Origin of the sequence: Burkholderia stagnalis (genome assembly GCF_902830275.1) — a bacterium.
Taxonomy (GTDB): Bacteria; Pseudomonadota; Gammaproteobacteria; order Burkholderiales; family Burkholderiaceae; genus Burkholderia; species Burkholderia stagnalis.
Genome location: NZ_CADESW010000008.1, coordinates 143,676 through 168,320, shown reverse-complemented (window position 1 = coordinate 168,320; position 24,645 = coordinate 143,676). Strand labels below are relative to the sequence as shown.

Below are 24,645 nucleotides of genomic sequence, written 5' to 3'. Positions count from 1 at the left end.
CAAGGAATCCGGAGCAAACGATGAAAGTATCGGCAGACATTCGTGCAATGATCGAGCGGCGCAAGGAAGGTTACAGCCTGGAAGCGCCGTTCTACACGAGCGAGGACATTTTCGCGCTCGACATGGAGGCGATTTTCCGACAGCACTGGATCCAGGTGGCGGTCGAGCCCGACGTGCCCGAGCCGGGCGACTACCTGACGGTGCAACTGGGGAACGACTCGATCCTGATCGTGCGCGACGACGACATGGAGATCCGTGCGTTCCACAACGTGTGCCGCCACCGCGGCGCGCGGCTGTGCAACGAGGACAAAGGCTCGGTCGGCAACATCGTGTGCCCGTACCACAGCTGGACCTACAACCTGACGGGCCAGTTGATGTTCGCCGAGCACATGGGCGAGCAGTTCGACCGCTGCAAGCACAGCCTGAAATCGGTGCACGTGCAGAACCTCGCGGGCCTGATCTTCATCTGCCTCGCGGACGAGCCGCCGGCCGACTTCGCACAGCTGCGCGCGGCGATGGAGCCGTACCTGCTGCCGCACGACCTGCCGAACACGAAGATCGCCGCGCAGATCGACATCATCGAGGAAGGCAACTGGAAGCTGACGATGGAGAACAATCGCGAGTGCTACCACTGCGTCGCGAACCATCCTGAGCTGACGATCTCGCTGTACGAATACGGCTTCGGCTACCAGCGTTCCGAGGCCAACGCCGAGGGCATGGACGCGTTCGCGGAAACCTGCGTGCGGCGCGGCAAGGAATGGGCCGAGATGGGCCTGCCGTCGGTCGAGATCGAGAAGCTGGCCGACGTGACGGGCTTTCGCACGCAGCGCCTGCCGCTCGACCGCAGCGGCGAATCGCAGACGCTCGACGCGAAGGTCGCGTCGAAGAAGCTGCTCGGCGAATTCCGCCAGGCGGACCTCGGCGGCCTGTCGTTCTGGACCCAGCCGAACTCGTGGCATCACTTCATGAGCGACCACATCGTGACGTTCTCGGTGATCCCGCTGTCGGCCGGCAAGACGCTCGTGCGCACCAAGTGGCTCGTGCACAAGGATGCGAAGGAAGGCATCGACTACGACGTGAAGAACCTCACGGCCGTGTGGAACGCGACCAACGACCAGGATCGCGCGCTCGTCGAGTTCTCGCAGCGCGGCGCGAACAGCAGCGCGTACGAGCCGGGCCCGTACTCGCCGTACACGGAAGGTCTCGTCGAAAAGTTCTCGGCCTGGTACATCGGCCGGCTCGCCGAGCACACCGGCGAATAGCACATAGCAGTGAACAAGCGGAGTCAGACATGATGCGAGATGCGGCGAATTTCGAGCCGGCCGACAGCCGGGTGACGCGCCCGGCGTTCTGGAACGCGCTCCCCGAGCGCTGGACGAGCGACGTCGAGGAAACGCTGGTGTGCTGCCACGTGCGGCAGGAAACGCACGACGTGAAGAGCTTCTTCTTCCGTTCGCCGCAGGGCCGTGCGTTCTCGTTCGAGCCGGGGCAGTTCATCACGCTCGAGCTCGACATCGACGGCGAGACGATCAACCGCTGCTACACGATTTCGTCGTCGCCCGCGCGGCCGCACACGATCTCGATCACGGTCAAGCGCGTGCCGGGCGGCAAGGTGTCGAACTGGCTGCACGACAACCTGCAGCCGGGCGCGCCGATCCGTGTGCTCGGCCCGGCCGGCGAGTTCACCTGCGCGCGGCATCCGGCGCGCAAGTACCTGTTTCTTTCCGCGGGCTCGGGCGTCACGCCGCTGATGTCGATGAGCCGCGCGCATCACGATCTCGCCGAGGATCGCGACATCGTGTTCGTGCACAGCGCACGCACGCCGGACGACATCATCTTCGCGCGCGAACTCGACCTGATCGCGTCGAACCACACGAACTTCCGTGCGTCGTTCGTCGTCGAGCGCGTCGGCACGCGCACCAACTGGCCGGGCGTCACGGGCTTCCTGACGCTGCCGCTGCTGAAGCTGATCGCGCCGGATTTCATGGAGCGCGAGATTTTCACGTGCGGCCCGGCGCCCTACATGAAGGCCGTGCGCGACCTGCTCGACGAAGCCGGGTTCGACCGCAAGCAGTACCACGAGGAGAGCTTCTCGTTCGAGACGCTCGCCGAGACGGCGAGCGCCGAGCTGGCCGCCGATCTTGCACCCGCCACGAACGGCGACGGCGGCGCGGCGACGACGCAGTTCACCGTCAGCTTCGCGAAGAGCAACCGCGAGATCGCGTGCGGCTCCGAGCAGCACGTGCTGGACGCGGCACGCCAGTCGGGCGTGCGGCTGCCCGCGTCGTGCACGCAGGGCATGTGCGGCACCTGCAAGGTGAAGCTCGTGTCCGGGCAGGTCGAGATGAAGCACAACGGCGGGATTCGCCAGCGCGAGATCGATCAGGGGATGGTGCTGCTGTGCTGCAGCAAGCCGCTCTCGGATCTCGTGATCGACAAGTAAGTAGCCGCCGACGTCGCGGCTGGGCAAGCGCGCGTCGGAAAACAACGATACCGCGGAATTGTGGTTGAAGAACCTAGAGAGGCATGGGGGCATTCGCGCCCGATTCAAAGGAGATCGACCATGAAGTTGTTCGGAAAACTGCTGTGGACCGGCGCGCTGTCGGCAATGGTGGCGTTGAGCGCATCGGCGCTCGCCGACACGAAGCCCACGCTGAAGATCGGTTATGTCGAAGGCTGGGACGACAGCGTCGCGACGTCGAACGTCGCCGCGCGCATCATCGAGAAGAAGCTCGGCTACCAGGTGCAGCTCGTGCCGGTCGCGGCCGGCGTGATGTGGCAGGGCGTCGCGCGCGGCGACCTCGACGCGACGTTGTCCGCATGGCTGCCGGTCACGCACGGCTCGTACTGGGATCAGTACAAGACCAAGGTGGTCGATCTCGGCGCGAACTTCAACGACGCGAAGATCGGCCTGATCGTGCCGGCCTACGTGAAGGCGAAGAGCATCGACGACCTGAACGCCGAGAAGGCCGACTTCGGCGGCCGCATCGTCGGGATCGACGCCGGTGCCGGCGTGATGCGCAAGACCGACGAGGCAATCAAGAACTACGGCCTCGGCTACTCGCTGATGCCGAGCTCGGGCAGCGCGATGACGGCGGAACTGGCGCGTTCGGTCAATGCGAGCAAGCCGGTGATCGTCACGGGCTGGGCGCCGCACTGGATGTTCGCGAAGTGGAAGCTGCGCTTCCTCGAGGATCCGAAGAAGGTGTTCGGCGGTGCGGAGCACGTCGACAGCGTCGCGAATCCTGGCCTCGAAACGAAGGCGAAGCCGGTGGTCGCATTCCTGAAGAAATTCCAGTGGAAGCCAGGCGAGATCGACAGCGTGATGCTGGCGATCCAGAACGGATCGAAGCCGGACGCCGCCGCCGATGCGTGGATCGCAGCCCATGCGGACCGCGTGAATGCATGGACGGAAGGCGCGCAGTAATTCGTCTCACGAAATCATAAAAACGACATCCGGGAGTGACGAGCAGGATTCCGAATCATTTAAGCGGAACCGGCGTCACATCCCGGAATTATTTTTCCGATTCTGCAAAAACGCGCAAAAGTTGTTACACTGCGCCTCTTGTGCGGAGTCATCACAGGAGGATTTGGATGAGTCAGGCAGGACTGCGTGCGAATAGCACCAGTGGTGTTGAGGCAACCATCTCACATGATTCGACAGGCCACACGCTGCATCGTGGCCTGACGTGGAAGGACGCATTCTGGGTAACGAGCGGCGTGCCGGCAGGCGTGCTGTTCACGATCGGCGGCGTATGCGCGACGATCGGCCAGCCTGCGTGGGCGATCTGGATCGCCGCGATCACGATGGGGCTGATCCAAAGCGCGACTTATGCGGAAATTTCCGGGCTGTTTCCCCATAAATCGGGCGGTGCGTCGGTATACGGCGCGATCGGCTGGGTGCGCTACAGCAAACTGATTGCCCCGGTATCCGTGTGGTGCAACTGGCTCGCGTGGTCGCCGATGCTCGCACTCGGGTGCGGTCTCGCGGCGAGCTATGCGCTGACCAGCCTCTTTCCCGCCGATGCGGCGGTGCTGCACTGGCAGCTCAAGATAGCAGACCTGAGCTTCATCAAGCCGGGCCTGTCCCTGCGGATCAACGCGACGTTCATCATTGCGACGATCCTGCTTCTCATCACGTTCAAGCTGCAGCACAGCGGTGCGTCGAAGGCCGCGCGCACGCAGCGCATTCTCGGCATCGCGTCGCTCACGCCGCTTCTGATCGTCGGCATCGTGCCGTTCGTGACCGGCGACGTGCCGATGTCGAACCTGCTGCCGCTGCTGCCGCTCGGCCATGACGCGCAAGGCAACCTGAGCGCGACCACGTTCGGCTCGTGGAACGGGCAGGGCGTCGTGATGGCGCTCGGCGCGATGTTCATGGCGGGCTGGGCGTCGTACGGTTTCGAAACGGCTGTCTGCTACACGCGCGAATTCCGCGATCCGCGCCGCGATACCGCGAAGGCGATCTTCTGGTCGGGCGCGCTGTGCCTGGTCGTGATGACGCTCGTGCCGATGGCGTTCCAGGGCGCGCTCGGCACGCAGGCGATGCTCGATCCGGCGATCGGCGACGGCACCGGCGTGGCGGCCGCGATGGCGAAGATCGTCGGCGGCGGCGCGTGGGTCGCGAACGCGGTCGTCGTGATGCTGATGCTGTCGATCCTGCTGATCGTGATGACGTCGATGATGGGCTCGTCGCGCACGCTGTACCAGGCGTCGGTGGACGGCTGGCTGCCGAAGTACCTGTCGCACGTGAACGAGCACGGCTCGCCCACGCGCGCGATGTGGACCGATCTCGGCTTCAACCTCGTGCTGCTGATGATGTCGGACTACATGACGGTGCTGTCGATCTCGAACGTCTGCTACATGTTGTTCGTATTCCTGAACCTGCAGTCCGGCTGGATTCACCGGATGGACCGCGGCAACTGGGAGCGGCCGTTCCGCTGCCCGACGTGGCTGCTCGTCGCCGGCTCGCTGTGCGGCTACGCGAACCTCGTGTACGTCGGCGCGGGCGCGAACCTGCAGGGCGAGGGCACGCTGCGCAACGGGCTGATCGCGATGCTGCTGATCGTGCCGGTGTTCCTCTACCGCCACTACTGGCAGGATCGCGGCCGCTTCCCCGAGCAGATGCAGCACGACATGGAGCTCGAGGTGCCGAAGCGCAGCGTGTGGCTCAATCTCGCGCCGTATGCGGCGCTGGTCGGGGCCGCGCTGACGATCTGGCTGTCGTATTACCTTGCGTGGGTGAAGTAAGCGCGCGGCAGGCGTAGCGATTCTCGCGCCGGACCCGGAAACCGCACACGGGCCCGGCGCGACGAATCGGCGAACATCTGCTTGCCGTGCACAACAATGCCACGCCGCATCGTTCAGTTCGCGGCCTCGTCATCCGCCGTCCGCGCATCGTCGCCGAGCGTGCGCATGAAGCGCGTCGGCACCATTACGACCTGATGGCCCGCCGTATCACCCGCAGTGCCCGCGTCGAGCAGCGCGAACGCTTCCGCGATCATCCGCTGCACGTCCTGACGCAGCATCGTCACGTCGAACGGCAGGCGTGCGGCGAACGGATCCCAGTCGAAGCACCCGACCGCCGCGCGCTGCCAGATGTCCCACGGCAATTCCGACGCGAACTGGACGAGCCCTTCCAGCACGGTCAGCGAGTTGATCAGCATGCCGGCCGGGAGCCGGCCGAGCGTCTCGTAGCGCCGCGCGAGCGCCTGCCGCGCGGCCGTCGGGCCGTAGCCGCAACATTCGATCGCATGCGGCGACGGCTGCTTCAGCCGCCGCGCCTCGAACGCGTCGCGAAATCCGGCGATCCGCATGTCCGTCGCGTATTCGCCGGCGAAGCCGCCGAGCAGGATCAATTCGTCCGGCGCATCGCCGCGCGCGAGCATCTTGTCGAGCAGCACGTCGGTCAGCGCACGCGCGCCGCCGCGGTTGTCCGACACGACCGACGGCGCGCCTTCGCCGGGCAGGTCGAGGTTGATCGACGGCACGCCAGCCTCCGCGCACAGTGCATTGAGCGGCGTCGGGTTGCGCACGCCAGTGACGAACAGCCATTCGACCCGCTGCGACAGCAGCGTCTGCGCGACGTGCAGCTCGACGGCCGGATCGCGCTGCGTGCCGACGACGATCGGGCACAGGCCGCGGCGCCGCGCTTCGTCTTCGAACGTTTCCGCGAGTCCCGCGAAAAAGCGGTTGCGGTAGTGGGGGATGATCATGCCGGCCAGCCCCGAGCGCGACAGCCGCAGCCCGCGTGCACTCAGGTTGACCTGGTAGCCGAGCGCCTGCGCGCTGTCGAGAATGCGCCGCGCGGTTTCCTCCTTGATCCGGTATCGCTCCCACGTGCCGTTCAGCACCATGCTCACCGCGGACGTCGACGAGCCGGTCGCCTTCGCGATGTCGTAAATCGTGGACTTGCGTCCGGTGTTCGTGCGGGCCATCTGCCTCTGCTCCCCTCGTGTACTGATTTTGTCTGATGCCGACGGTAGTCGATCGGCCACGGATTCCATTATCAGGGTTTTCCTGTGCTTCACGTCGACGCTAAATGGATTCAGCATACGCGAACGTTGCTGCTGAATGGATTCAGCAACGGCCGAAACCGCTGTCATGCCGGGTCCGGCGAAGGCGGTCGCCATCCAATGGAGGAGACATGTCAATCAACTTCGTGCGATCGATGTGCGCGGGCGTGGTCGCGTGCGTGCTGGCAAGCAGCCTGGCGTGGGCGTCGCCCGACAAGCCCGTGATCGGAGTCGTCGTGAAGATCGGCGGGATTCCGTGGTTCAACGCGATGGATGCGGGCATCAAGAAGCGTGCCGAGCAGCTCGGCGTGAAGGCGTTCATGGTCGGGCCGACGAGCGCCGATCCGGCGCTGCAGGTGCGCGCGATCGAGGACCTGATCGCGCAGCACGTCGACGTGATCGGCGTGGTGCCGAACGACGCCGAGGTGCTCGAGCCCGTGCTGCAACGGGCGCGCGCGGCGGGCATCAAGGTCATCACGCACGAATCGCCGAAGCAGAAGAACGCGGACTGGAATTTCGAGCTGGCGTCCGCGCAGGGCTTCGGCGAAGCGTATGCGAAGAAGCTGGCGAGCGCGGTCGGCGGCAAGGGCGAATACGCGGTGTTCGTCGGCTCGCTGACGGTGCCGCTGCACAACGCGTGGGCCGATGCGGCGATCGCGTATCTGAAGGCCAACCATCCGGACATGAAGCTGGTGGGCGACCGCTACGGCGTCGCCGAGGATGTCGACGCGTCGCGCAAGACGGCGCTCGACCTGATGCGCGCGCATCCGAACCTGAAGGCGATCCTCGCGTTCGGCAGCCAGGGCCCGATCGGCGCGGCGCGCGCGGTCGCGGAGCGGCAGGCGAAGGGCAAGCTCGTCGTGCTCGGCCCGTTCTCGCCGGGCCAGGGCCGCCGGCTCGTGCGCGACGGCGTGCTGACGGGCGGCTATATGTGGAACCCCGAACAGGCCGGCGAAGTGTTCGTCACGCTCGGCACGATGGTCGCGAAGGGGCAGCCGATCAAGGACGGCACGACGATCCCGGGCCTCGGCGTCGTGCATCCGGACGGGCACAACCTGATCGTCAACCAGCTCGTCGATCTCAACGAGAAGACGGTTGACGCACTCGCGAAGCAGGGGCTCTGAGCGGCGCGTGCCCGGCTTCCCTGTTGATCCCGATCGCACCGGAGACGCATCGCCATGATTCCAGCCCCTTCGCCCGCACTGCTCGAACTCGACAACGTGTCGAAGACGTTCGGCGGCGTGCGCGCGCTGCAGCAGGTGAAGTTCGACGTGATGCCCGGCGAGGTGCTGTGCCTCGCCGGCGAAAACGGCTGTGGCAAGAGCACGCTGATCAAGATCGTCAGCGGCGTCTACCAGCCCGAGCCGGGCGCGGTGCTGCGGTTCGACGGCCGGCCCGTCGCGCAGCTCGATCCGGCCCGTGCGCGCGCGCTCGGCATCCAGGTGATCTGGCAGGACCTCGCGCTGTTCCCGGAAATGACCGTCGCCGAGAACATCGCGTTCGAGCGCAACCTCGGCGCGTGGCCGCGCCTCGTCGACTACGGGAAGATGAACGCGGCGGCGCGCCGGATTCTCGAGCGGCTCGGCGTCGCGCTGGACCTCGGCCGCCCGGTGCGCGCGCTGTCGATCGCGCAGCGGCAGGTGGTCGCGATCGCGCGCGCGCTCGTCGCCGATGCGCGCGTGGTGTTCATGGACGAGCCGACCGCGTCGCTGAGCCACGCGGAGACGGGCGCGCTGCTCGCGATCGTGCGCCGGCTGTCGTCGGACGGCATCGCGGTCGTGTTCGTCAGCCATCGGCTGGCCGAGGTGCTCGACGTGTGCAGCCGCGTGACCGTGATGCGCGACGGCCGCCACGTCGGCACGTATCCGACCGAAGGGATGACGCAGACCCGGCTCACCGAATTGATGACGGGCCGCACGTTCGATTACGCGGTGCGCTCGACCGACCTGTCCGCCGCGCCGGACGTGCTGCGCGTCGACCGCCTGTGCCGGCGCGGCGAATACGACGCGGTGTCGCTGCGCGTGAGGCGCGGTGAAATCGTCGGCGTGACGGGGCGGCTGGGCGCCGGGCGCACCGAGCTCGCGCTGTCGCTGTTCGGCATCACGCGCCCGCATGCCGGCGAGATCCGCGTTGACGGGCGACGGCTGTCGATCCGCTCGAATCGCGAGGCGATCCGCGCCGGCATCGCATACGTGTCGGAGGACCGTCTGCAACTCGGCCTCGTGCAGGCGCAGTCGATCGGCGACAACGCGGTGATCGCGGTACTCGACGATCTGCTCGGCGCCACGCGGCTGATTGCGTCGCGCAAGCGCGATGCGCTGATTCACGACTGGATCGACCGCCTCGCGGTGAAGATCGGCCGGCCCGGCGACGCGGTGTCGACGCTGTCGGGCGGGAACCAGCAGCGCATCGTGCTCGCGAAATGGCTCGCGACGCGCCCGAAGCTGCTGATCCTGGATTCGCCGACGGTCGGCGTCGACGTGGGCGCGCGCGCCGGCATCTTCGCGATCATCCACCGGCTCGCCGAAACGGGGATGGCGATCCTGCTGATTTCCGACGAGATCCCCGAAGTCTATTTCAACGCGGACCGGATCCTGCACATGCGGGCGGGACGCATCGTCGCCGAGTACGTGCCGCGCGGCACGCCCATCGAACAGATCGAGCGAGACGTCCATGCCTGACCTGCGCAAAACCGGCATCGGGACGGTCGAGGCGGTGCTGATCGCCGTCATCGCGATGATGGCCGTCGGCCTCGGACTCTCGACGTCGACGTTCCTGACGCTGTCCAACCTGTTCGACCTGCTGAACCAGAGCGCGGTCAACATCATCTTCGCGGTCGGGCTGCTGATCGTGCTGATCGCGGGCGGCATCGACATTTCGTTCGCGGTCGGCGCATCGGTGGTGCAGTACCTGACCGCGCTGACCGTGATGCGGCTGGGCGGTGGCAGCTGGGCGCTCGGCTTCGCGCTTTCGGTGGCGTTCGGCGTGCTGCTCGGCGCGCTCAACGCGACGATCATCTACCGGTTCCGCATCGTGTCGATCGTCGCGACGATCGCGACCTTCAACCTCTTTTTCGGCGGGCTGATGTTCGTGACGGGCGGCGTGTCGATCTACGACCTGCCGGACTGGTGGACGGCGCGCGTGTCGCTGCTGCGGATCGCATCGCCGGGCGGTGCCGCCGATCTCGCGCTGCCCGTCGCGGTGATGTTCGCGGCGGTGGTCGCGACGTGGTTCCTGCTGCGGCGCACGACGATCGGCCGCCAGCTCTACGCGATGGGCGACAACCCGGAGGCCGCGCGTCGCGTCGGCATCGATCTCGCCGCGATGCATTACCTCGCGTTCGGCTGGCTCGGGATGATGGCCGGCATCGCCGGGCTGATGCAGGCGCACACGGTGCAGGAGGTCGTGCCCAACGCGCTGGTCGGCCGCGAGCTCGACGTGCTCGCCGCGGTCGTGCTCGGCGGCGCGCGGCTCGGCGGCGGACGCGGCACGGTGCTGGGCACGGTGCTCGGCATCCTGCTGGTGTCGATCACCGCGAACGGGCTGAACCTGCTCGGCATTTCCCCTTACGCGTTCAAGATGATCGTCGGCGCGGTGATCCTCGTCGCCATCACGCTGTCGAGCGACGGGGTCGCGCGGCTCGTCGGCGCGCGCTTCGCATCGTCACGCAACGAGGTGTCCTCATGAACAACGTCACGCCGCCGCGCGTCCGCGCACCGCTCGTCCAGGCCGACGTCGCCGGCCTGCTCGGCTTCCTGGCCGTCGTCGTCGTCGCGATGAGCGCGGCGTCGGACCGGTTCCTGTCCGGCAGCACCTTCGTGTCGATCGCGTTCCAGTTGCCGGAGCTCGGCCTCTTCACGCTCGCGATGCTGATGCCGCTGATCTCCGGCGGCTTCAATCTCGCGGTGACCTTCACCGCGAACATCGCCGGGCTGGCGATGGCCTGGGTGATCCAGTCGCACGGCGGCGCCGACGCGGGCGCCGGCGTGGTGCTGGCGGGCGTCGCCGCCGCGCTCGCCACGGGCGCGGCGGCCGGCTGGCTGATCGGCGCGATCATCGCGCACACGGGCGCGAGCCCGATCCTGGTGTCGCTGTCGGCGATGATCTTCCTGCGCGGGCTCGGCGAGTTCCTGACGCGCGGCGGCGACCTGTCGGGATTTCCGCCGGTCGTGCGCGCGATGGGCAACGGGCTGTGGCTCGGCATTCCAGTGCCGTTGTGGATCTTCGCGGGCTGCGCGCTGCTCTGGCACGTGGTGATGACGCACTCGCGGCTCGGCTTCGTCACGCGGATGATCGGCTCGAACGTCGAGGCGACGCGCTATTCGGGCATCGCGACGGCGCGCGCGATCACGCGCATCTACATGCTGTCGGGCCTGATGTGCGGCGTGGCCGGCGTCGTGATGCTCGCGCGCTTCAATTCGGTGCGCGTCGGTCACGGCGAGGCGTTCCTGCTGATCTCCGTGCTCGCGTGCTTCCTGGGGCGCGTCGACCCGTTCGGCGGCTTCGGGCGTGTCGCGCCCGTCGTGATTGCGCTCGTGATCCTGCAGGTGATCGCGTCCGGCCTCAATCTGCTCGGCGCCAGCCAGCACCTCGCCACCGCGCTGTGGGGGGCGTTCCTGCTGGCCGTGATGCTCGTGCGCTGGATATGGGCGCGCGGCGTTTTCCAGTCCCTGGTTCGTGCGCGCGCGGCGGGCGCCGCGTTCAGCGGCCCGGGACGCCATCGTCAAAAGGAGGGTGAATGAACAAGCTTGGCGTACACGCACTGGTGTGGGAAGCAGGGTGGAGCCACGACGAATGCGCGCGGGCGATCGCGAACACGGCCGAGACGGGCTTCGATTTCATCGAGGTGGCGGCGCTCGACCCGGAGTCGATCGACGCCGGCTTCACGCGGCGGGAACTGGAGAAGCACGGCATCGGGATCACCTTTTCGCTCGGGCTCGACGCCGAGTCCGACATCGCGAGCGGCGACGCGGCGAAGGCGGCGCGCGGCAAGCGCAAGCTGGAGGCCGCGCTGCGCGTCGCGCGCGATTGCGGCGCGACGCACGTGTGCGGGATCCTGTATTCGGCATTCCGGAAGTATGCGGAGCCGACCACGGCCGCCGGCGTCGCGATGTCCGTGGACATCCTGGGGCAGGTCGCGGAAACGGCCGCCGCGAGCGGGATCACGCTCGGGCTCGAAGTGGTCAACCGGTACGAATCGAACGTGCTGAACACCGCGTCGCAAGGCGTCGAGCTGTGCACGCGGATCGGCATGCCGAACGTGAAGGTGCATCTCGACACGTATCACATGAACATCGAGGAATCCGACGTGACGTCGGCGATCCGCGCTACGGGCGACCATCTCGGCTACTTCCACATCGGCGATTCCCATCGCGGCTATCTCGGCTCGGGCAGCATCGATTTCACGGAAGTGTTTCGCGCGCTGGTGTTCAGCGGCTACCAAGGGCCGATCACGTTCGAGAGTTTCTCGTCGCGCGTGGTCGGGCAGCCGCTCGAAGGCATCCTCGCGATCTGGCGCAACCTGTGGGAAGACAGCCGCGACCTCGCGTCCCACGCGCTGATGTACACGCGCGTGCAGCTCAAGTCCGCGCAGGAAGCGCTGAAGCAGGCGGAACGGAGCCGCCTGCCATGAGCGGCGCGACGCGCGTCGAACTGTCCGTCGATCTCGCCGGCCTCGCCGATCATCTGCGCGGCGAGCGGAACGCGGCACGCAGGATCGTCGCGATCGCCGGCCCGCCCGGCGCAGGCAAGAGCACGTTCGCACGACGGCTTTGCGACGAACTCAACCGGAGCGAACCGGAGACGGCGGCCGTGCTCGGCATGGACGGCTTTCATTACGACGACCGGGTGCTGGGCGCGCGCGGCCATCGCGCGCGCAAGGGCGCGCCGCATACGTTCGACGTCGACGGCCTTGCGGCGATGCTCGGCAGGTTGCGCGCGGACGACGGCAAGCCTGTCGCGGTGCCCGTCTTCGACCGTTCGCTGGAAATCGCGCGGGCGGGCGCCGAGATCATCGCCGCTTCGGTTCGGCTCGTGCTGGTCGAGGGCAACTACCTGCTGTTCGACGATCCCGCATGGGCCGCGCCGCGGCGCTGCTTCGACGTGACCGTGATGCTCGACGTACCACGCCCGGTGCTCGCCGCGCGTCTCGCTGCGCGGTGGCGCGAACTCGGGATGGACGAGGCCGGCGTGCGCGCGAAGCTCGACGGGAACGATCTCGTCAACGTCGATCTGGTGTTGTCGCGGCGCGCACCTGCGGATTTCGTCGTGCGGGATGCGGGGTAGAGGCCGGGTCGAGCATGTTGCTCGGTGCGCCTGAAGATGCTCCGGCAGACGAGGGCGCACCTCGGTTTCGAGAACGCTCGTCTCAGCCCCAGGCGAGGATCGCCACCGAATAGACGATGCCGATCCAGAACATCATGATCACCGTATAGCCCATGATGTCCCTGAGCTTGAGCCTGGAAAGCGCAAGCGCCGGCAGGATCCAGAACGGCTGCACCAGATCGTTCCATGCGTTGCCGAGCATCACGGCGGTGGAGGTGTGGCCGACGGATGCGCCGATTGTCTTCGCCGCTTCGATCATGAACGGCCCCTGGATGACCCAGTGGCCGCCGCCCGAGGGGGCGAAGAAGTTGATGACGAACGAGCTGATCAAGCCCCAGAACGGCAGCGTGGCGGGCGTCGCGACCTTGACGAAGGCCGCGGACAAGGTATCGACGAGCCCCGACGACGCCATGATCGCCATGATGCCGGCATAGAACGGATACTGCAGGATGATGCCGCTGATCGTGCGGATGCCCTCGTTGAGCTTCTCGACATAGCGGATCGGCGTGCCGAGCAGCAGGATGCCGAGGAACAGGATGAAGAAGTTGATGAGGTTCAGGTCGATCGAGCCGCCCCGCACGAAGTGCAACGCGACGTAGCCCATGCCGATTGCGCCGATTGCATAGCTCAGCAGGCGGCTGTTGTTCAGGCGGGCGGCGAGCGTGCCGCTTTCGTCGAGATCGAGCACGGGCAGGGCGGATTTGGGCGCGGCTTCGAGCGCGCGGTCGATCTCCTTCACCGGCTGCCCGGCACCGGGATGCAGCCACGCGTTCAGGATCGGCAGCGTGATGATGGTCACGAGGCTCGTCACGAGCATGGCGGGCGAGAAGATCGTCTCGGACAGCGGTATGACGCCCATCTGCGCTTCGAGCGGATGCCCCTTCGTCGAAATCAGCACGGGGATGCTGGCGGAAAGGCCGAGCCCATAGAGCGTGAAACCGCTGTACGCCGACGCGATGATGAGCGGGTAGTGCACGCCCTTCACGCGCAACGCGAGCTTGCGCGCGACGATGCCGCCCACCACGAGCCCGAAGCCCCAGTTCAGCCAGCTGCCGATGCCGCCCACCAGCGTCGCGGCGACGATGGCCATGCGCGGCGAGTTCACCTGCGAGACGAGGCGATCCAGAAAGCGGTCGGTGAGCGGCGCGGTGGCGAGCACGTAGCCCATCGCGAGAATCACGGCCATCTGCGTCGTGAAGGCGAGCAGCGCCCAGAAGCCCTTGCCCCAGCTCGTGGCGAGCGCGGTCACGGCCTGGCCCTGCACGACCACGGCCAGCGCCATCGTGAGCAACGTGAGGCCGATCGCGAAGACGAACGGATCGGGCAAGTACCGGCGCATCAACTCGGTGAAGAATGCGGTAATTCTTTGCATGGTGTCGTCTCCGTCGAATCGTAATCGTTATGGGGCGGCACGTCGTGCAAGGAGCGGGCCGCGAATACGCGAGTCAGTCGTCGTCAGCGGGCGCGGCGAACTTGCGGTGCCGCGCGAGATGCATGAGCTGGCGGTCTCGCCACGTCACGCGCGCGTCCCATTGATCGAGCGGCAGCGCTGCACGCCGCGCGGCCGCCACCCGCGCGACGAGCTCGGGCGTCCACGGATCGTGCTGGCCGCGCTCGGCGCCCATGCGTTCGTAGGACGGTCCCATCTTCTGCGCATGCGAGGCGATGCCGCCGCGCGTGTTCAGGTCGACGGTCTCGAACGGTCCGATCACCGACCAGCGCGGCGCGAGTCCTTCGCGCATCACCGTGTCGATATCGTCGACCGATGCCACGTTGTCGCGCACCAGGCAATACGCTTCGCGCAGCACCGCGCCTTGCAGCCGGTTGAAGATGAAGCCGGCCACTTCCTTGTTCACCTGTACGGGCATGAGGCCCGCCTCGCCGTAGAGCGCGACGGCGCGCACGGTGGCATCCGCGGAGGTGAAGGGGGCGGGCACGATCTCGATCACGGGCACCAGATAGGGCGGATTGCCCGGATGCGCGACGAGGCAGCGCGCGTGGCCCGGCAAGGCTGCGTCGACGAACTCCGATGCCGACAGAAACGACGACGCGCTCGCGAGAATCGCGTGCGGGGGCGCGGCACGGTCGAGTTGCGCGAAGAGGCCTCGCTTGAGCTCGGCGCGCTCGGGCGCGCATTCCTGTACCAGATCGGCATCGGCCGCGGCGGCTTCGAGCGTATCGACCACTTCGACGCGCTCGGCGATTTGCATCGCGCTTTCGTCGATCAGCGCGAAATGCGCGAGATCGGCCAGACGCAACGCGATTTCGGCGGGCGCCGCGGCGCGCCGCGCTTCGTCGGGATCGAAGAGGCGCACGCGCCAGCCCGCGCGCGCGAACACGACGGCGAACGCCACGCCGATGCTGCCCGCGCCGACAATGCCCGCACGACGGCTCGCGGGCTGCGGCCCGGCTTGCCGGCTGCGTGAGTCCGCTTCCAGATGGTCGATGGCCTGCATCGTCAGACTCCCGCAACGCCGACCGTCATGCCGCCGCACACGTACAGCACCTGACCCGTGACGAAGCCGCTGCGCGCGTCGAGCAGATACGAGGCCGCGTGCGCGACGTCATCGGGCGTGCCCACGCGCTTGACGGGCACCGCGTCGATGATGGCCCGGGTGCGCGCCGCGCCGGGCGGGTTGGCGCGGTCGAAGAGCTCGGTGCGGATGGGGCCCGGGCCGATGGCGTTCGCGGTCACGCCGAATCCGCCGAGCTCCAGTGCCCAGACGCGCGTCATGCCGATGAGCGCCGCCTTCGTGGCCGAGTACGCGGTGCGCAGCTCCTTGCCGAGCGCGGCGCGCGAAGACATGTTGACGATGCGCCCAAAACCGGCGGCCTTCATGCCGGGCAGAAGCGCCTGCATGCACTGCTGCGCGCAACGCACGTTGAGCGCCCACGCGCGCTCGAGCTCGTCGAGCGTCTGGTGCTCGGCGTCGGCAGGGAGCACGACGCCCACGTTGTTGACGAGGCGCGTGATCGGGCCGCCCGCGAGCGCACGCTCGAGCGCGGCCGCCGTTGCCTGCGTGTCGGACAGGTCGGCGACGATGCCGTCGCCCACGCGGTCGATCACCACCGCTTCGTATCCGTCCGCCTCGCAGCGCGCGGCACACGCGGCGCCAATGCCGGCGGCGCCGCCGGTGATCAAGACTCGTTCTTTAGCCATGTCGGGAACCCGATGTTGATTGTGCGGCGCAGGAATGCGGACTGAACTCAGACGGTGGCGACCGGCGTGACGGGCGAGCCCATCGCACCCGGCAGCCGCAGCGGCGGCGCGGTGAGCATGAAGCGCGAACGCTTGTGCTCGCGCAGCCATGCGGCGAGGTCACGCAGGTACCACAGCTCGCCAAGCGGCAGGCCCAGCTTGAAGAGGCAGTGATGATGCAGCGGCAGCAGCGGATGTTCGCCCGGCGTGGCGGGTTCGCGCGCCGGGTAGCGCTCGACCGCGTAGTTGTCCGCGGCGAGTGCGGCAATGCCCGTGTCGGTGATCCACTGCAGGAGGCGCTCATCGCGGCCGTCGAGCGCGCTGCAATGGCTCGCCAGCACGGCCTCGTCCGGCTGGCGATTCATTTCCAGCACCATTTCGGCGAAGCCGGTGCGCAGGACGAGCATGTCGCCGCGCTCGACCTCGACGTTGTCCGCCTGCATCACCGTCATGAGGTCGTCGTAGCCGACCGTGCGGCATTCGCGCCCGAAATGCGCGGCGAAATCGACCAGCACGCCGCGTCCCTGCATGCCTTTCACCGCCAGGTTCTCGATGCCGAGCACGTCCGCGCGGCTGTGCGCGCCGCCGCAGGCTTGCGGCGCGAAGCCGGTTTCCGCGCGGTATTCCATCGGACCGACAATGTCCTGGTTCGCGCGATAGCCGTTGTAATAGACGCTTTCGGCCACACCGTCGCCGTCGGCGTCGAAGCGCGCACCCACGTGCGCGAGCGCATCCCATTGCGTCGAATATTGCAGCGAGAGCAGCACCTGGTCGTCGCTGACCACATCGGTGGCGCTCGGCTCGCTGCGCGCGAACGGGAAGTTCACGTAGGGGAGGTCATCGCGGAACGTGGGGCGCAGCACGGGCGGATGGCGGCGCGCGTTGAGCGTGTTCCCGCCGGGAAAGTCGAGCGGCAGCGACAGCGTGAAGCTCAGGCCCGCACGAATTTCGCGCGCACCCTTGAGCACCTGCTCCGCGCCGATGAGGTTGGGGCGGCCCAACTGATCGTCGGGACCGAAGTCGCCCCAGTTCGAGCCTTTCGGCCGGTTCTTCCAACGCATGCTGTCTTCCTCCGCCTCCGCCTCCGCCTCCGCCTCCGGGCCCGGCGATACGTCACGCCGGCGATCCGTTCCGTGGCCGTTTCGTTATGCCGCTGCCTGCCGGGCCGATTCGCTTCGTGCCCCGCCGGACGTTGCGCGCGAGCCGTCAGGCGGCCAGCAGCGAGGGCGGGATTTGCGCATACACCTCGAGCAGCGCCTTCACGGCATGCTGCTCGTGCTTCAGGAGACGCGCCTTGGGCGCGCCGATGACGAGCGCGAATGCCTCGCCATGAATCAGGAACCCGCGCGCGAGGCCGGCCACGTCTTCGACGCTTTCGCCCGTCGAGCGATGCCAGCCGTCGGCCACGCCCTGTTCGATGTCGCGCTCGAACGTTGCGCGGTCCACGAACGAGCCGCCCGGCGCGACCGCCAGCGGTTCGCAGCTGTCGAGCAGCTTGCGTCGCGCCGCGGGCGCCAGCGCGCCGAGCAGCGCCTTGCCGGCCGCGCTCGCGACGGACATGAAGCCGCCCGGCTCGTCGCTGTAGCGGATCTTCTGGCGCGACTCCACGACGTCGAGATAGACGACGCGGTTGCCTGCCAGCGTGGCGAGTGCCGTCGTCTCGCCGGTCGCATCGCGCAGCGCGGAAAGCAGCGGCTGGAACATCAGCGTCAGCGGGTCTTCGCTGCAGATGTCGCGCGCGACGTGCAGCAGGCGCTGCGTGGGGTAATAGCCCGCCTTCACGCCCGGCGCGTAGAGATAGCCCTTGGCCACCATCGTCTGCAACAGCGCGTGGCAGCTCGACAGCGGAATCTCGGTTCGACGCGCTATCTCGCTGTAGATCATCGGTTGCCGGACTTCGGCAAAGAGGTTGATCACGTCGAAGACGCGCACTGCAGTTTTCACATCCATGAGAACATTATCGCCATATCGATAGAAATTTGGCAATACGCTTACGGGTAAACACCGGCGTCGCACGCGCAGCCGCGTTGACCGGGTACGACGCGACTTCGGGTTGTCCCTTGATTGACGCCGTAAAGCGAGCGCCGCATATTTCGCACGCTTCGGCGATTGTTCGATAAGAGAAATGATGTTCTAAATATGAACAATTTGCGCGGCCGTCTGCATGTGCCGAAGGGGCCTGTTTCTCATGAGAAGCACGGCGGTCGAAATCGATATCCGGAGACATACCTTGGAAGCTTCCACGCTCGACACCCAGCATCGCCAGGCCCGCAAGGCCGGCGTCGCCTCGTTCGTTGGCACAACGATCGAGTGGTACGACTTTTACGCGTACAGCACGGCGGCGGCGCTCGTGCTCGGCAAGTTGTTTTTCCCCACGACCTCGCCTGCGGTCGGCGTGCTCGCGTCGTTCGCGTCGTTCTGGGTCGGCTTCCTCGCGCGCCCGATCGGCGGCATCGTGTTCGGCCACCTGGGAGACAAGGTGGGCCGCAAGAAAACGCTCATCATCACGCTGATGCTGATGGGCTTCTGCACCACGGCGATGGGCCTGTTGCCCACTTACGGCCAGGCGGGCGTGATCGCGCCGGTGCTGCTCGTTTTCCTGCGCCTGCTGCAGGGCATCGCGATGGGCGGGGAGTGGGGCGGCGCGGTGGTGCTCTCGTCGGAGCATGCGCCCAAGGGCAAGGAGATTTTCTATTCGGCGTTCGCGCAGCAAGGTTCGCCCGCCGGCAATCTGCTCGCGACCGTGGCGTTTCTCGCCGTCTCGACGCTGCCGGACCACCAGTTCATGACGTGGGGATGGCGCGTGCCGTTCCTGATGTCGGCGCTGCTGGTGGCAGTGGGCATGTTCATTCGCATGAGCGTGGACGAGTCGCCGGCCATGAAGGCGCTGCAGGCGGAGAACAAGGTCGTGAAGCTGCCGATCGGCGAAGTGCTGCGCCACCACAAGGCGCTGGTCGCAATTGGCGTGGGTGCCTGCGTGATCGCGCTTTCGGCGACCTACTTCAAGACGACGTTCGCGCTTTCGTGGGCGGTGACGTCGATCGGCTTCGACCGCACGCAATTCCTCGGCGTGATCACGTTCGCGATCGTCGTGCAGTTGATCGTGCAGCCGTTCGGCGCCGTGCTCGCGACGAAGCTCGATCTCAGGAAGGCGGTCGTCTACATGCTCGTGCCCGAGATCGTGGCCCTGCCGATCATGTTCACGCTGATCGCCACGGGCTCGACCAAATTGGCGATGTTCGGCATGGCGCTCGCGTCGATTCCGCACTCGCTGTATTACGCGGCAATGGCCGGCATGCTCGCGAAGGCCTTCCCGGCGCAGGTGCGCTACACGGGCATCTCGCTCGCGTACCAGATCTGCGGCATGGTGTTCGCGGGCACGACGCCGATTCTCGGCCAGTTCCTCCTGAGCGCCACCGGCAGCATTCTGTCGGTGGTCGCACTGGGCATCGTGCATGTGCTCATTACGCTGGCATGCGCGCTGATGCTGGTCTCGCGCATTCAGTGCGAAGGCGCGACGAGCGAGCCGCGCGCGGTGACGGCGCAGACCTGATCCCGAAGCGTGCTTGAAATTCGGGTGCGCTCTAGTGGCCTGTTCACGCTGATAACGGGCTTGCGAACGTGCCTTTCCGCCCGCAGGGCAAGGAGAGAGGAGGCGCAATAGCCGTTGCTATTGCAACGACGAACGACGCGGCAATGCGGGCGGAAAGGCACGTTCCGCTGATTTGAAAAAGTCATTCGTGGGGCTGGCCCCCAGAAGGGCCGAGCGCTGCGTCATGCGCCTCGCGAATACGTCGAGTATTCGCTCCGTCGCATTCCTTGCGCTCGGCCCTTCCGGGGGCCAGCGCAAGCCCGTTATCAGCGTGAACAGGCCCTGGTCGGCTGGAACGGCTTCGGGCGCACCGGGCCGCATGCTTGAACCGGCCGCTTACGGAAACACCACCGTCCGATCCCCGTTCAGGAACACGCGCCGCTCGATGAACGCCTTCACCGCGCGCGCGAGCGTGATGCACTCGACGTCACGCCCGGCCGCGAGCAGCTGCTCCGGGCGATGCGCGTGATCGACGCGCTCGACCACCTGCTCGATGATCGGGCCTTCGTCGAGATCGTCGGTGACGAAGTGCGCGGTTGCGCCGATCAGCTTCACGCCGCGCGCGTGCGCCTGGTGGTACGGCTTCGCGCCCTTGAAGCCGGGCAGGAACGAATGGTGGATGTTGATCGCGCGGTTCGCGAGCTTCGCGCTCGTTTCCTTCGACAACACCTGCATGTAGCGCGCGAGAATCACGAGCTCGGCGCCGCTCGTCTCGAACACGTCGAGCCACTGCGCTTCCTGCTGCGCCTTGGTTTCCGCGGTGATCGGGAAGTGACGGAACGGCAGCCCGTGCTGTGCGGCGAGCGGTTCGAAATCCGGATGGTTCGACACGATGCCGACGATGTCCATCTTCAGCTCGCCCATCCGCCAGCGGAACAGCAGGTCGGCAAGGCAGTGCTCGAGCTTCGACACCATGATCAGCACTTTCGGCCGCGCGTTGACGTCGTGGATCGCCCACTGCATGTCGAAGCCGGCGGCAATCGGCGCGAATTCGTGCCGCAGCGCATCGATGTGCAGCGTTTCGTCGGTCGGGTGGAACACGCAGCGCACGAAGAAGCGGTTGCTCAGGTCGTCGTCGAACACGTTCAGCGCGTCGACGTAGCAGCGATGCCGGTCGAGAAAGCCGACGACGGCGGCGACCTGGCCGGCCGCGCTCGGGCACGACAGCGTCAGGACGAATTGTTCGGGGCGTTGGGCGTCGCTCATGGGGCTCCTCTGGTCGATAAACGTCTTGCCGTGAGCGGCAAAGCACGATGCTGAAGTAAATCAGGCCAGATTCGGAGCGGATAGAACTTACCCGCCGTGTGGCTGGTATCGGCGCGTCAGTGCGCCCGGGGTGGTTTACCCGGAGCGGGCGGCGCACGCGTCCAGCAGCCAGCGCCGGAACACCGGCACCGCGTCCGGCTCGGGCCGCGCCGGCGGCCGTACGAGGAAGTAGCCGCGCGACGTGACGACCGGCGCATCGACGAGCGTCACGAGCTGGCCGGACGCGAGCAGTTCGTCGACGAGCGGCGTCCAGCCGAGCGCGACGCCTTCGCCGAGCAGTGCCGCGTGGATCACCAGCGCGTAGCTGTTGAAGGTCACGCCGTGCGCGGCGGCCGGCGCGGCGAGCCCGTGCGCGTCGAACCAGCCGCGCCACGAGAGCCAGCGCTCCGGCCGCGTCGGCTGCACGTGCAGCAGCGGCAGCCCGGCGAGGTCGCGCGGCTGCGCGACCTGCGGATGCGCGGCCCGGAACGCCGGCGAGCAGACCGGCGCGACTGTCTCGGGAAACAGCCGCGCGGCCGTGCACGACGGCCAGTGGCCGTCGCCGAACAGGATCGCGATGTCCGCCTGGTCGCGCTGCACGTCGACATCCTGCGACGTGACGACCCGCACGTCGACGCCGGGCATCACGCGCTTCAGGCCCGCGAGGCGCGGCATCAGCCAGTAGGTCGCGAAGCCGACGTCGGTGACGAGCGTGAGCGTGCCGTGCTCGCGCCGCGCACGCAGCGCGGCGGTGGCGGCGCGCAGCGTGTCGAGGCTCGCGCGCACCGCTTCGTACAGGCGCTTGCCGTCGTCGGTCAGCGTCACGCCGCGCGGGCTGCGCTCGAACAGCGGCACGCCGAGCTCCGCCTCGAGCTGGAACACCTGCTGGCTGACGGCCGGCTGCGTCGAGCCGAGCTCGCGCGCGGCGGCCGTGAAGCTCGCGAGCCGCGCGGCCGATTCGAACGCGCGCAGCGCCTGCATCGACGGGAGCGAATCGGGTTTCGACATAAGCCTCTCTAATGGGCCCATAAGGGCCGAACGCCTTCCCGGGCGGGATACGGCGGGCAATAGTGCAACCGTGCGCGCGACGCGGCACGCGGGGCGTCCGGCGATTCTAGCGAGGTTTCGCGGGGTTCCGCGCGATATCGGCCGAGCGTCGCCGTTTCAGCAGACAAGTGGCTGCCGAAGCGTCGCGCGCGATCCCGACGCGACCCGTTTTCTTTCCCGACCGCCGATGACGAACCCGACACCCCACATCCTGATCCTGATGGCCGACCAGCTCACGCCGTTCGCGCTGCCCGCCTACGGCAACCGCATCGCGCGCACGCCGACGCTTGACCGGCTCGCCGCGCAAGGCGTCGTGTTCGATGCCGCGTATTGCGCGAGCCCGCTGTGCGCGCCGTCGCGCTTCTCGCTGATGACAGGCAAGCTGCCGTCGGCGATCGGCGCCTACGATAACGCCGCCGAATTGCCGGCGCAAACGCTGACCTTCGCGCACTACCTGCGCGCGGCCGGCTACCGCACGGTGCTGTCCGGCAAGATGCATTTCTGCGGCCCCGACCAGCTGCACGGCTTCGAGGAGCGGCTGACGACCGACATCTATCCGGCCGATTTCGGCTGGGTGCCCGACTGGGCGCGCCCAGCGGAGCGGCCGAGCTGGTATCACAACATGAGTTCGGTGCTCGACGCCGGCCCGTGCGTGCGCACCAATCAGCTCGACTTCGACGACGAGGTCGCGTTCGCCGCGCGGCAGAAGCTGTTCGACCTCGCGCGCGCGCGGGCGGCGGGGCTGGATGCGCGGCCGTTCTGCATGGTCGTGTCGCTCACGCATCCGCACGATCCGTACGCGATCTCGCGCGAATACTGGGACTTGTACCGCCACGACGAAATCGACATGCCGGCCGTGCCCGCCGGGCTCGGCAGCAGCGATCCGCATTCGCGGCGGCTGCGCGCCGTCTGCGAAACCGACCGCACGCCGCCGACCGACGCGCAGGTGCGCAATGCGCGCCATGCGTACTACGGCGCGACGTCCTACGTCGACGCGCAGTTCGGCCGCGTGCTCGCGGCACTCGAGGAAAGCGGCTTCGCGGACGACACGATCGTGATCGTCACGTCGGACCACGGCGACATGCTCGGCGAACGCGGCCTCTGGTACAAGATGACGTTCTTCGAAGGCGGCTGCCGCGTGCCGCTGATCGTCCATGCGCCGGGCCGCTTCGACGCGGCGCGCGTGGCGGGGCCCGTGTCGCACGTCGACCTGCTGCCGACGCTCGTCGAGCTTGCCGGCGGCATGCCGGCCGGCGGCTGGCCCGATCCGGTCGACGGCGCGAGCCTCGTGCCGCACTTGCGCGGTGCGCCCGCGCACGACGTCGCGTTCGGCGAATACCTGGCCGAGGGCGCGATCGCGCCGATCGTGATGATCCGCCGCGGCGACTGGAAATACGTGCATTGCCCGGCCGACCCCGACCAGCTCTACAACTTGAGAGACGACCCGCGCGAGCTGGAGAACCTCGCCGATGCGCCGCACGCGGCCGGTGTGCTCGCGGCGTTCCGCGCGGAAGCAGCGCAGCGCTGGAACCTGCCCGCGCTGCATCAGGACGTGCTCGCGAGCCAGCGGCGGCGGCGCTTTCATTTCGCGGCGACCACGCGCGGGCGCATCCACGCGTGGGACTGGCAGCCGTTTGCCGACGCGAGCCAGCGCTACATGCGCAATCACCTCGAACTCGACGCGCTCGAGGCGATGGCGCGCTTTCCGCGCGTGCCGCGCCCGGCCTGAACCTACTCTGACGATGGAGCAAACGATGAAACGAGCGGGCAATGCAGCAGCAAGCCTCATCGGCGCCGCGTGCGCCGCCTTCTGCATCACGGCGGCGCACGCGGCGGAACCGCAGACGTGCCGCGACGTGCGGATGGCGGGGCCGGGCTGGACCGACATCGACGCGACCAACGCGATGGCGGGCGTCGTGCTGAAGGCGCTCGGCTACCGGCAGGACGTGTCGAACCTGTCGCTGCCGATTACCTACCAGGGGCTCAAGAAAGGGCAGGTCGACGTGTTCCTCGGCAACTGGATGCCCGCGCAGGGGCCGCTGGTGAAGCCGTTCGTCGACGAGCGATCGATCGACGTGCTGCACGCGAACCTGAGCGGCGCCAAGTTCACGCTCGCGGTGCCCGACTACGTCGCGGCCGCGGGCGTGCGGTCGTTCGCGGACCTCGAACGCTTTGCCGACCGCTTCGGCGGCCGGATCTACGGAATCGAGCCCGGCGCGCCGGCGAACCAGAACATCAAGCGGCTGCTGGCCGACCATGCGCTCGGCCCGGCGAACTGGTCGCTCGTCGAATCGAGCGAGACGGGGATGCTGACCCAGGTCGAGCGCGCGGTGCGCGACCGGCGCTGGGTGGTTTTTCTCGCGTGGGAGCCGCATCTGATGAACACGAAGTTCCGGCTGACCTACCTGTCCGGCGGCGACGCGTACTTCGGGCCCGACTACGGCGGCGCGACGGTCAACACGGTCGCCCGCGCGGGCTTCGCCGGCCAGTGCGCGAACCTTGCGCGGCTGTTCCGGCAGATGACGTTCACGGTCGGCATCGAGAACCGGATGATCGCCGACATGCTCGACCACAAGACCCCGCCCGCGCTGGCTGCGCAACGCGTGCTGAAGGCCGATCCGGCGCTCGTCGCCGGCTGGCTCGACGGCGTGACGACGGCCGACGGCGCGCCGGGGCTGCCGGCCGTGCGGGCCGCGCTCGACGGCCGCTGACGCGCAGGCCTC

At 67.5% G+C, this 24,645-nt stretch carries 21 protein-coding genes; 13 read left to right on the top strand and 8 right to left on the bottom strand.

What is annotated here, in order from left to right:
* The first annotated feature begins 20 nt into the window (after positions 1-20).
* From HWY45_RS16715 to HWY45_RS16700, 4 genes are all read left to right on the top strand, one after another.
* Positions 21-1,262 (top strand): aromatic ring-hydroxylating oxygenase subunit alpha, encoded by a 1,242-nt coding sequence (locus HWY45_RS16715; protein ID WP_059562276.1) that lies wholly within the window; start codon positions 21-23, stop codon positions 1,260-1,262.
* Positions 1,263-1,291: 29 nt separating this feature from the next.
* Complete coding sequence (locus HWY45_RS16710) at positions 1,292-2,443, top strand: FAD-binding oxidoreductase (RefSeq protein ID WP_059884628.1); 1,152 nt, start codon at positions 1,292-1,294, stop codon at positions 2,441-2,443.
* A 120-nt stretch (positions 2,444-2,563) separates the two neighbouring features.
* Positions 2,564-3,427: a glycine betaine ABC transporter substrate-binding protein gene (locus HWY45_RS16705; protein ID WP_059801749.1), complete on the top strand. Its 864-nt coding sequence runs from the start codon at positions 2,564-2,566 to the stop codon at positions 3,425-3,427.
* 167 nt (positions 3,428-3,594) lie between these two features.
* Positions 3,595-5,250, top strand: a complete 1,656-nt coding sequence (locus HWY45_RS16700; RefSeq protein WP_059801747.1) for a trimethylamine N-oxide permease — start codon at positions 3,595-3,597, stop codon at positions 5,248-5,250.
* A 113-nt stretch (positions 5,251-5,363) separates the two neighbouring features.
* Here HWY45_RS16700 and HWY45_RS16695 read toward each other — a convergent pair whose 3' ends face one another.
* Positions 5,364-6,437, bottom strand: a complete 1,074-nt coding sequence (locus HWY45_RS16695; RefSeq protein WP_059884629.1) for a LacI family DNA-binding transcriptional regulator — start codon at positions 6,435-6,437, stop codon at positions 5,364-5,366.
* 209 nt (positions 6,438-6,646) lie between these two features.
* Here HWY45_RS16695 and HWY45_RS16690 point away from each other — a divergent pair, with 209 nt between their 5' ends.
* From HWY45_RS16690 to HWY45_RS16665, 6 genes are read left to right on the top strand one after another with little or no spacing between them, the layout of a single operon-like run.
* On the top strand, positions 6,647-7,639 hold the full coding sequence (locus HWY45_RS16690) for a substrate-binding domain-containing protein (protein WP_059884631.1): 993 nt from the start codon (positions 6,647-6,649) through the stop codon (positions 7,637-7,639).
* Positions 7,640-7,693: 54 nt separating this feature from the next.
* Positions 7,694-9,196, top strand: coding sequence for a sugar ABC transporter ATP-binding protein (locus tag HWY45_RS16685; protein ID WP_059801741.1), 1,503 nt, complete (start codon positions 7,694-7,696; stop codon positions 9,194-9,196).
* Positions 9,189-10,202 (top strand): ABC transporter permease, encoded by a 1,014-nt coding sequence (locus tag HWY45_RS16680; RefSeq protein WP_081059629.1) that lies wholly within the window; start codon positions 9,189-9,191, stop codon positions 10,200-10,202. Before HWY45_RS16685 ends, HWY45_RS16680 begins: the two co-directional genes overlap by 8 nt.
* A complete protein-coding gene (locus HWY45_RS16675) occupies positions 10,199-11,257 on the top strand; it encodes an ABC transporter permease (protein ID WP_059801740.1) in 1,059 nt (352 codons plus the stop codon). Before HWY45_RS16680 ends, HWY45_RS16675 begins: the two co-directional genes overlap by 4 nt.
* Entirely contained in the window at positions 11,254-12,147 is an 894-nt protein-coding gene (locus HWY45_RS16670) for a sugar phosphate isomerase/epimerase family protein (protein ID WP_059884633.1), read from the top strand. Before HWY45_RS16675 ends, HWY45_RS16670 begins: the two co-directional genes overlap by 4 nt.
* A complete protein-coding gene (locus HWY45_RS16665; RefSeq protein ID WP_059884635.1) occupies positions 12,144-12,800 on the top strand; it encodes a nucleoside/nucleotide kinase family protein in 657 nt (218 codons plus the stop codon). The genes HWY45_RS16670 and HWY45_RS16665 overlap by 4 nt, the downstream gene beginning before the upstream one ends.
* 82 nt (positions 12,801-12,882) lie before the next feature.
* Here the strand turns inward: HWY45_RS16665 and HWY45_RS16660 are convergent, their stop codons facing one another.
* The 5 genes from HWY45_RS16660 to HWY45_RS16640 form a co-directional block, all read right to left on the bottom strand.
* The gene (locus HWY45_RS16660; protein ID WP_059884637.1) at positions 12,883-14,211 is read right to left on the bottom strand and encodes a short-chain fatty acid transporter; all 1,329 of its coding nucleotides are present in this window, start codon (positions 14,209-14,211) and stop codon (positions 12,883-12,885) included.
* A gap of 73 nt (positions 14,212-14,284) precedes the next feature.
* Positions 14,285-15,295 (bottom strand): 3-hydroxyacyl-CoA dehydrogenase, encoded by a 1,011-nt coding sequence (locus HWY45_RS16655; protein WP_081059630.1) that lies wholly within the window; start codon positions 15,293-15,295, stop codon positions 14,285-14,287.
* Positions 15,296-15,297: 2 nt separating this feature from the next.
* Positions 15,298-15,999 (bottom strand): SDR family oxidoreductase, encoded by a 702-nt coding sequence (locus HWY45_RS16650; RefSeq protein ID WP_059801732.1) that lies wholly within the window; start codon positions 15,997-15,999, stop codon positions 15,298-15,300.
* Between the two features lie 47 nt (positions 16,000-16,046).
* Positions 16,047-17,099 carry a cyclase family protein gene (locus HWY45_RS16645; protein WP_059884638.1) on the bottom strand — a complete coding sequence of 351 codons (1,053 nt, stop codon included), beginning with the start codon at positions 17,097-17,099 and terminating at the stop codon, positions 16,047-16,049.
* 145 nt (positions 17,100-17,244) lie between these two features.
* Positions 17,245-17,988 carry an IclR family transcriptional regulator gene (locus tag HWY45_RS16640; RefSeq protein WP_059801728.1) on the bottom strand — a complete coding sequence of 248 codons (744 nt, stop codon included), beginning with the start codon at positions 17,986-17,988 and terminating at the stop codon, positions 17,245-17,247.
* Between the two features lie 280 nt (positions 17,989-18,268).
* On the opposite strand from HWY45_RS16640, the gene HWY45_RS16635 reads away from it, so the two are divergent.
* Positions 18,269-19,591 carry an MFS transporter gene (locus tag HWY45_RS16635; RefSeq protein WP_059801725.1) on the top strand — a complete coding sequence of 441 codons (1,323 nt, stop codon included), beginning with the start codon at positions 18,269-18,271 and terminating at the stop codon, positions 19,589-19,591.
* 375 nt (positions 19,592-19,966) lie between these two features.
* On the opposite strand, the gene purU is transcribed toward HWY45_RS16635, so the two are convergent.
* Complete coding sequence (purU, locus tag HWY45_RS16630) at positions 19,967-20,836, bottom strand: formyltetrahydrofolate deformylase (protein WP_059562288.1); 870 nt, start codon at positions 20,834-20,836, stop codon at positions 19,967-19,969.
* A 135-nt stretch (positions 20,837-20,971) separates the two neighbouring features.
* Positions 20,972-21,904: a choline sulfate utilization transcriptional regulator gene (locus HWY45_RS16625; RefSeq protein ID WP_175038319.1), complete on the bottom strand. Its 933-nt coding sequence runs from the start codon at positions 21,902-21,904 to the stop codon at positions 20,972-20,974.
* Positions 21,905-22,109: 205 nt separating this feature from the next.
* Between HWY45_RS16625 and betC the strand changes: the two genes are divergently transcribed.
* Both betC and choX read left to right on the top strand, forming a co-directional pair.
* Complete coding sequence (gene betC / locus HWY45_RS16620; RefSeq protein ID WP_059884640.1) at positions 22,110-23,651, top strand: choline-sulfatase; 1,542 nt, start codon at positions 22,110-22,112, stop codon at positions 23,649-23,651.
* A gap of 25 nt (positions 23,652-23,676) precedes the next feature.
* Entirely contained in the window at positions 23,677-24,633 is a 957-nt protein-coding gene (gene choX / locus HWY45_RS16615) for a choline ABC transporter substrate-binding protein (protein ID WP_059884777.1), read from the top strand.
* Positions 24,634-24,645 lie beyond the last annotated feature (12 nt).

What these genes read in the sequence shown, in the direction of transcription:
- HWY45_RS16675 (WP_059801740.1), top strand. Translation starts at nt 10,199, where the DNA reads ATGAACAACGTCACGCCGCCGCGCGTCCGCGCACCGCTCGTCCAGGCC.
- HWY45_RS16680 (WP_081059629.1), top strand. Translation starts at nt 9,189, where the DNA reads ATGCCTGACCTGCGCAAAACCGGCATCGGGACGGTCGAGGCGGTGCTG.
- HWY45_RS16665 (WP_059884635.1), top strand. Translation starts at nt 12,144, where the DNA reads ATGAGCGGCGCGACGCGCGTCGAACTGTCCGTCGATCTCGCCGGCCTC.
- HWY45_RS16650 (WP_059801732.1), bottom strand. Translation starts at nt 15,999, where the DNA reads ATGGCTAAAGAACGAGTCTTGATCACCGGCGGCGCCGCCGGCATTGGC.
- HWY45_RS16660 (WP_059884637.1), bottom strand. Translation starts at nt 14,211, where the DNA reads ATGCAAAGAATTACCGCATTCTTCACCGAGTTGATGCGCCGGTACTTG.
- betC (WP_059884640.1), top strand. Translation starts at nt 22,110, where the DNA reads ATGACGAACCCGACACCCCACATCCTGATCCTGATGGCCGACCAGCTC.
- HWY45_RS16640 (WP_059801728.1), bottom strand. Translation starts at nt 17,988, where the DNA reads ATGGATGTGAAAACTGCAGTGCGCGTCTTCGACGTGATCAACCTCTTT.
- HWY45_RS16645 (WP_059884638.1), bottom strand. Translation starts at nt 17,099, where the DNA reads ATGCGTTGGAAGAACCGGCCGAAAGGCTCGAACTGGGGCGACTTCGGT.
- HWY45_RS16700 (WP_059801747.1), top strand. Translation starts at nt 3,595, where the DNA reads ATGAGTCAGGCAGGACTGCGTGCGAATAGCACCAGTGGTGTTGAGGCA.
- purU (WP_059562288.1), bottom strand. Translation starts at nt 20,836, where the DNA reads ATGAGCGACGCCCAACGCCCCGAACAATTCGTCCTGACGCTGTCGTGC.
- HWY45_RS16705 (WP_059801749.1), top strand. Translation starts at nt 2,564, where the DNA reads ATGAAGTTGTTCGGAAAACTGCTGTGGACCGGCGCGCTGTCGGCAATG.
- HWY45_RS16670 (WP_059884633.1), top strand. Translation starts at nt 11,254, where the DNA reads ATGAACAAGCTTGGCGTACACGCACTGGTGTGGGAAGCAGGGTGGAGC.
- HWY45_RS16625 (WP_175038319.1), bottom strand. Translation starts at nt 21,904, where the DNA reads ATGGGCCCATTAGAGAGGCTTATGTCGAAACCCGATTCGCTCCCGTCG.
- HWY45_RS16710 (WP_059884628.1), top strand. Translation starts at nt 1,292, where the DNA reads ATGATGCGAGATGCGGCGAATTTCGAGCCGGCCGACAGCCGGGTGACG.
- choX (WP_059884777.1), top strand. Translation starts at nt 23,677, where the DNA reads ATGAAACGAGCGGGCAATGCAGCAGCAAGCCTCATCGGCGCCGCGTGC.
- HWY45_RS16655 (WP_081059630.1), bottom strand. Translation starts at nt 15,295, where the DNA reads ATGCAGGCCATCGACCATCTGGAAGCGGACTCACGCAGCCGGCAAGCC.
- HWY45_RS16695 (WP_059884629.1), bottom strand. Translation starts at nt 6,437, where the DNA reads ATGGCCCGCACGAACACCGGACGCAAGTCCACGATTTACGACATCGCG.
- HWY45_RS16685 (WP_059801741.1), top strand. Translation starts at nt 7,694, where the DNA reads ATGATTCCAGCCCCTTCGCCCGCACTGCTCGAACTCGACAACGTGTCG.
- HWY45_RS16715 (WP_059562276.1), top strand. Translation starts at nt 21, where the DNA reads ATGAAAGTATCGGCAGACATTCGTGCAATGATCGAGCGGCGCAAGGAA.
- HWY45_RS16690 (WP_059884631.1), top strand. Translation starts at nt 6,647, where the DNA reads ATGTCAATCAACTTCGTGCGATCGATGTGCGCGGGCGTGGTCGCGTGC.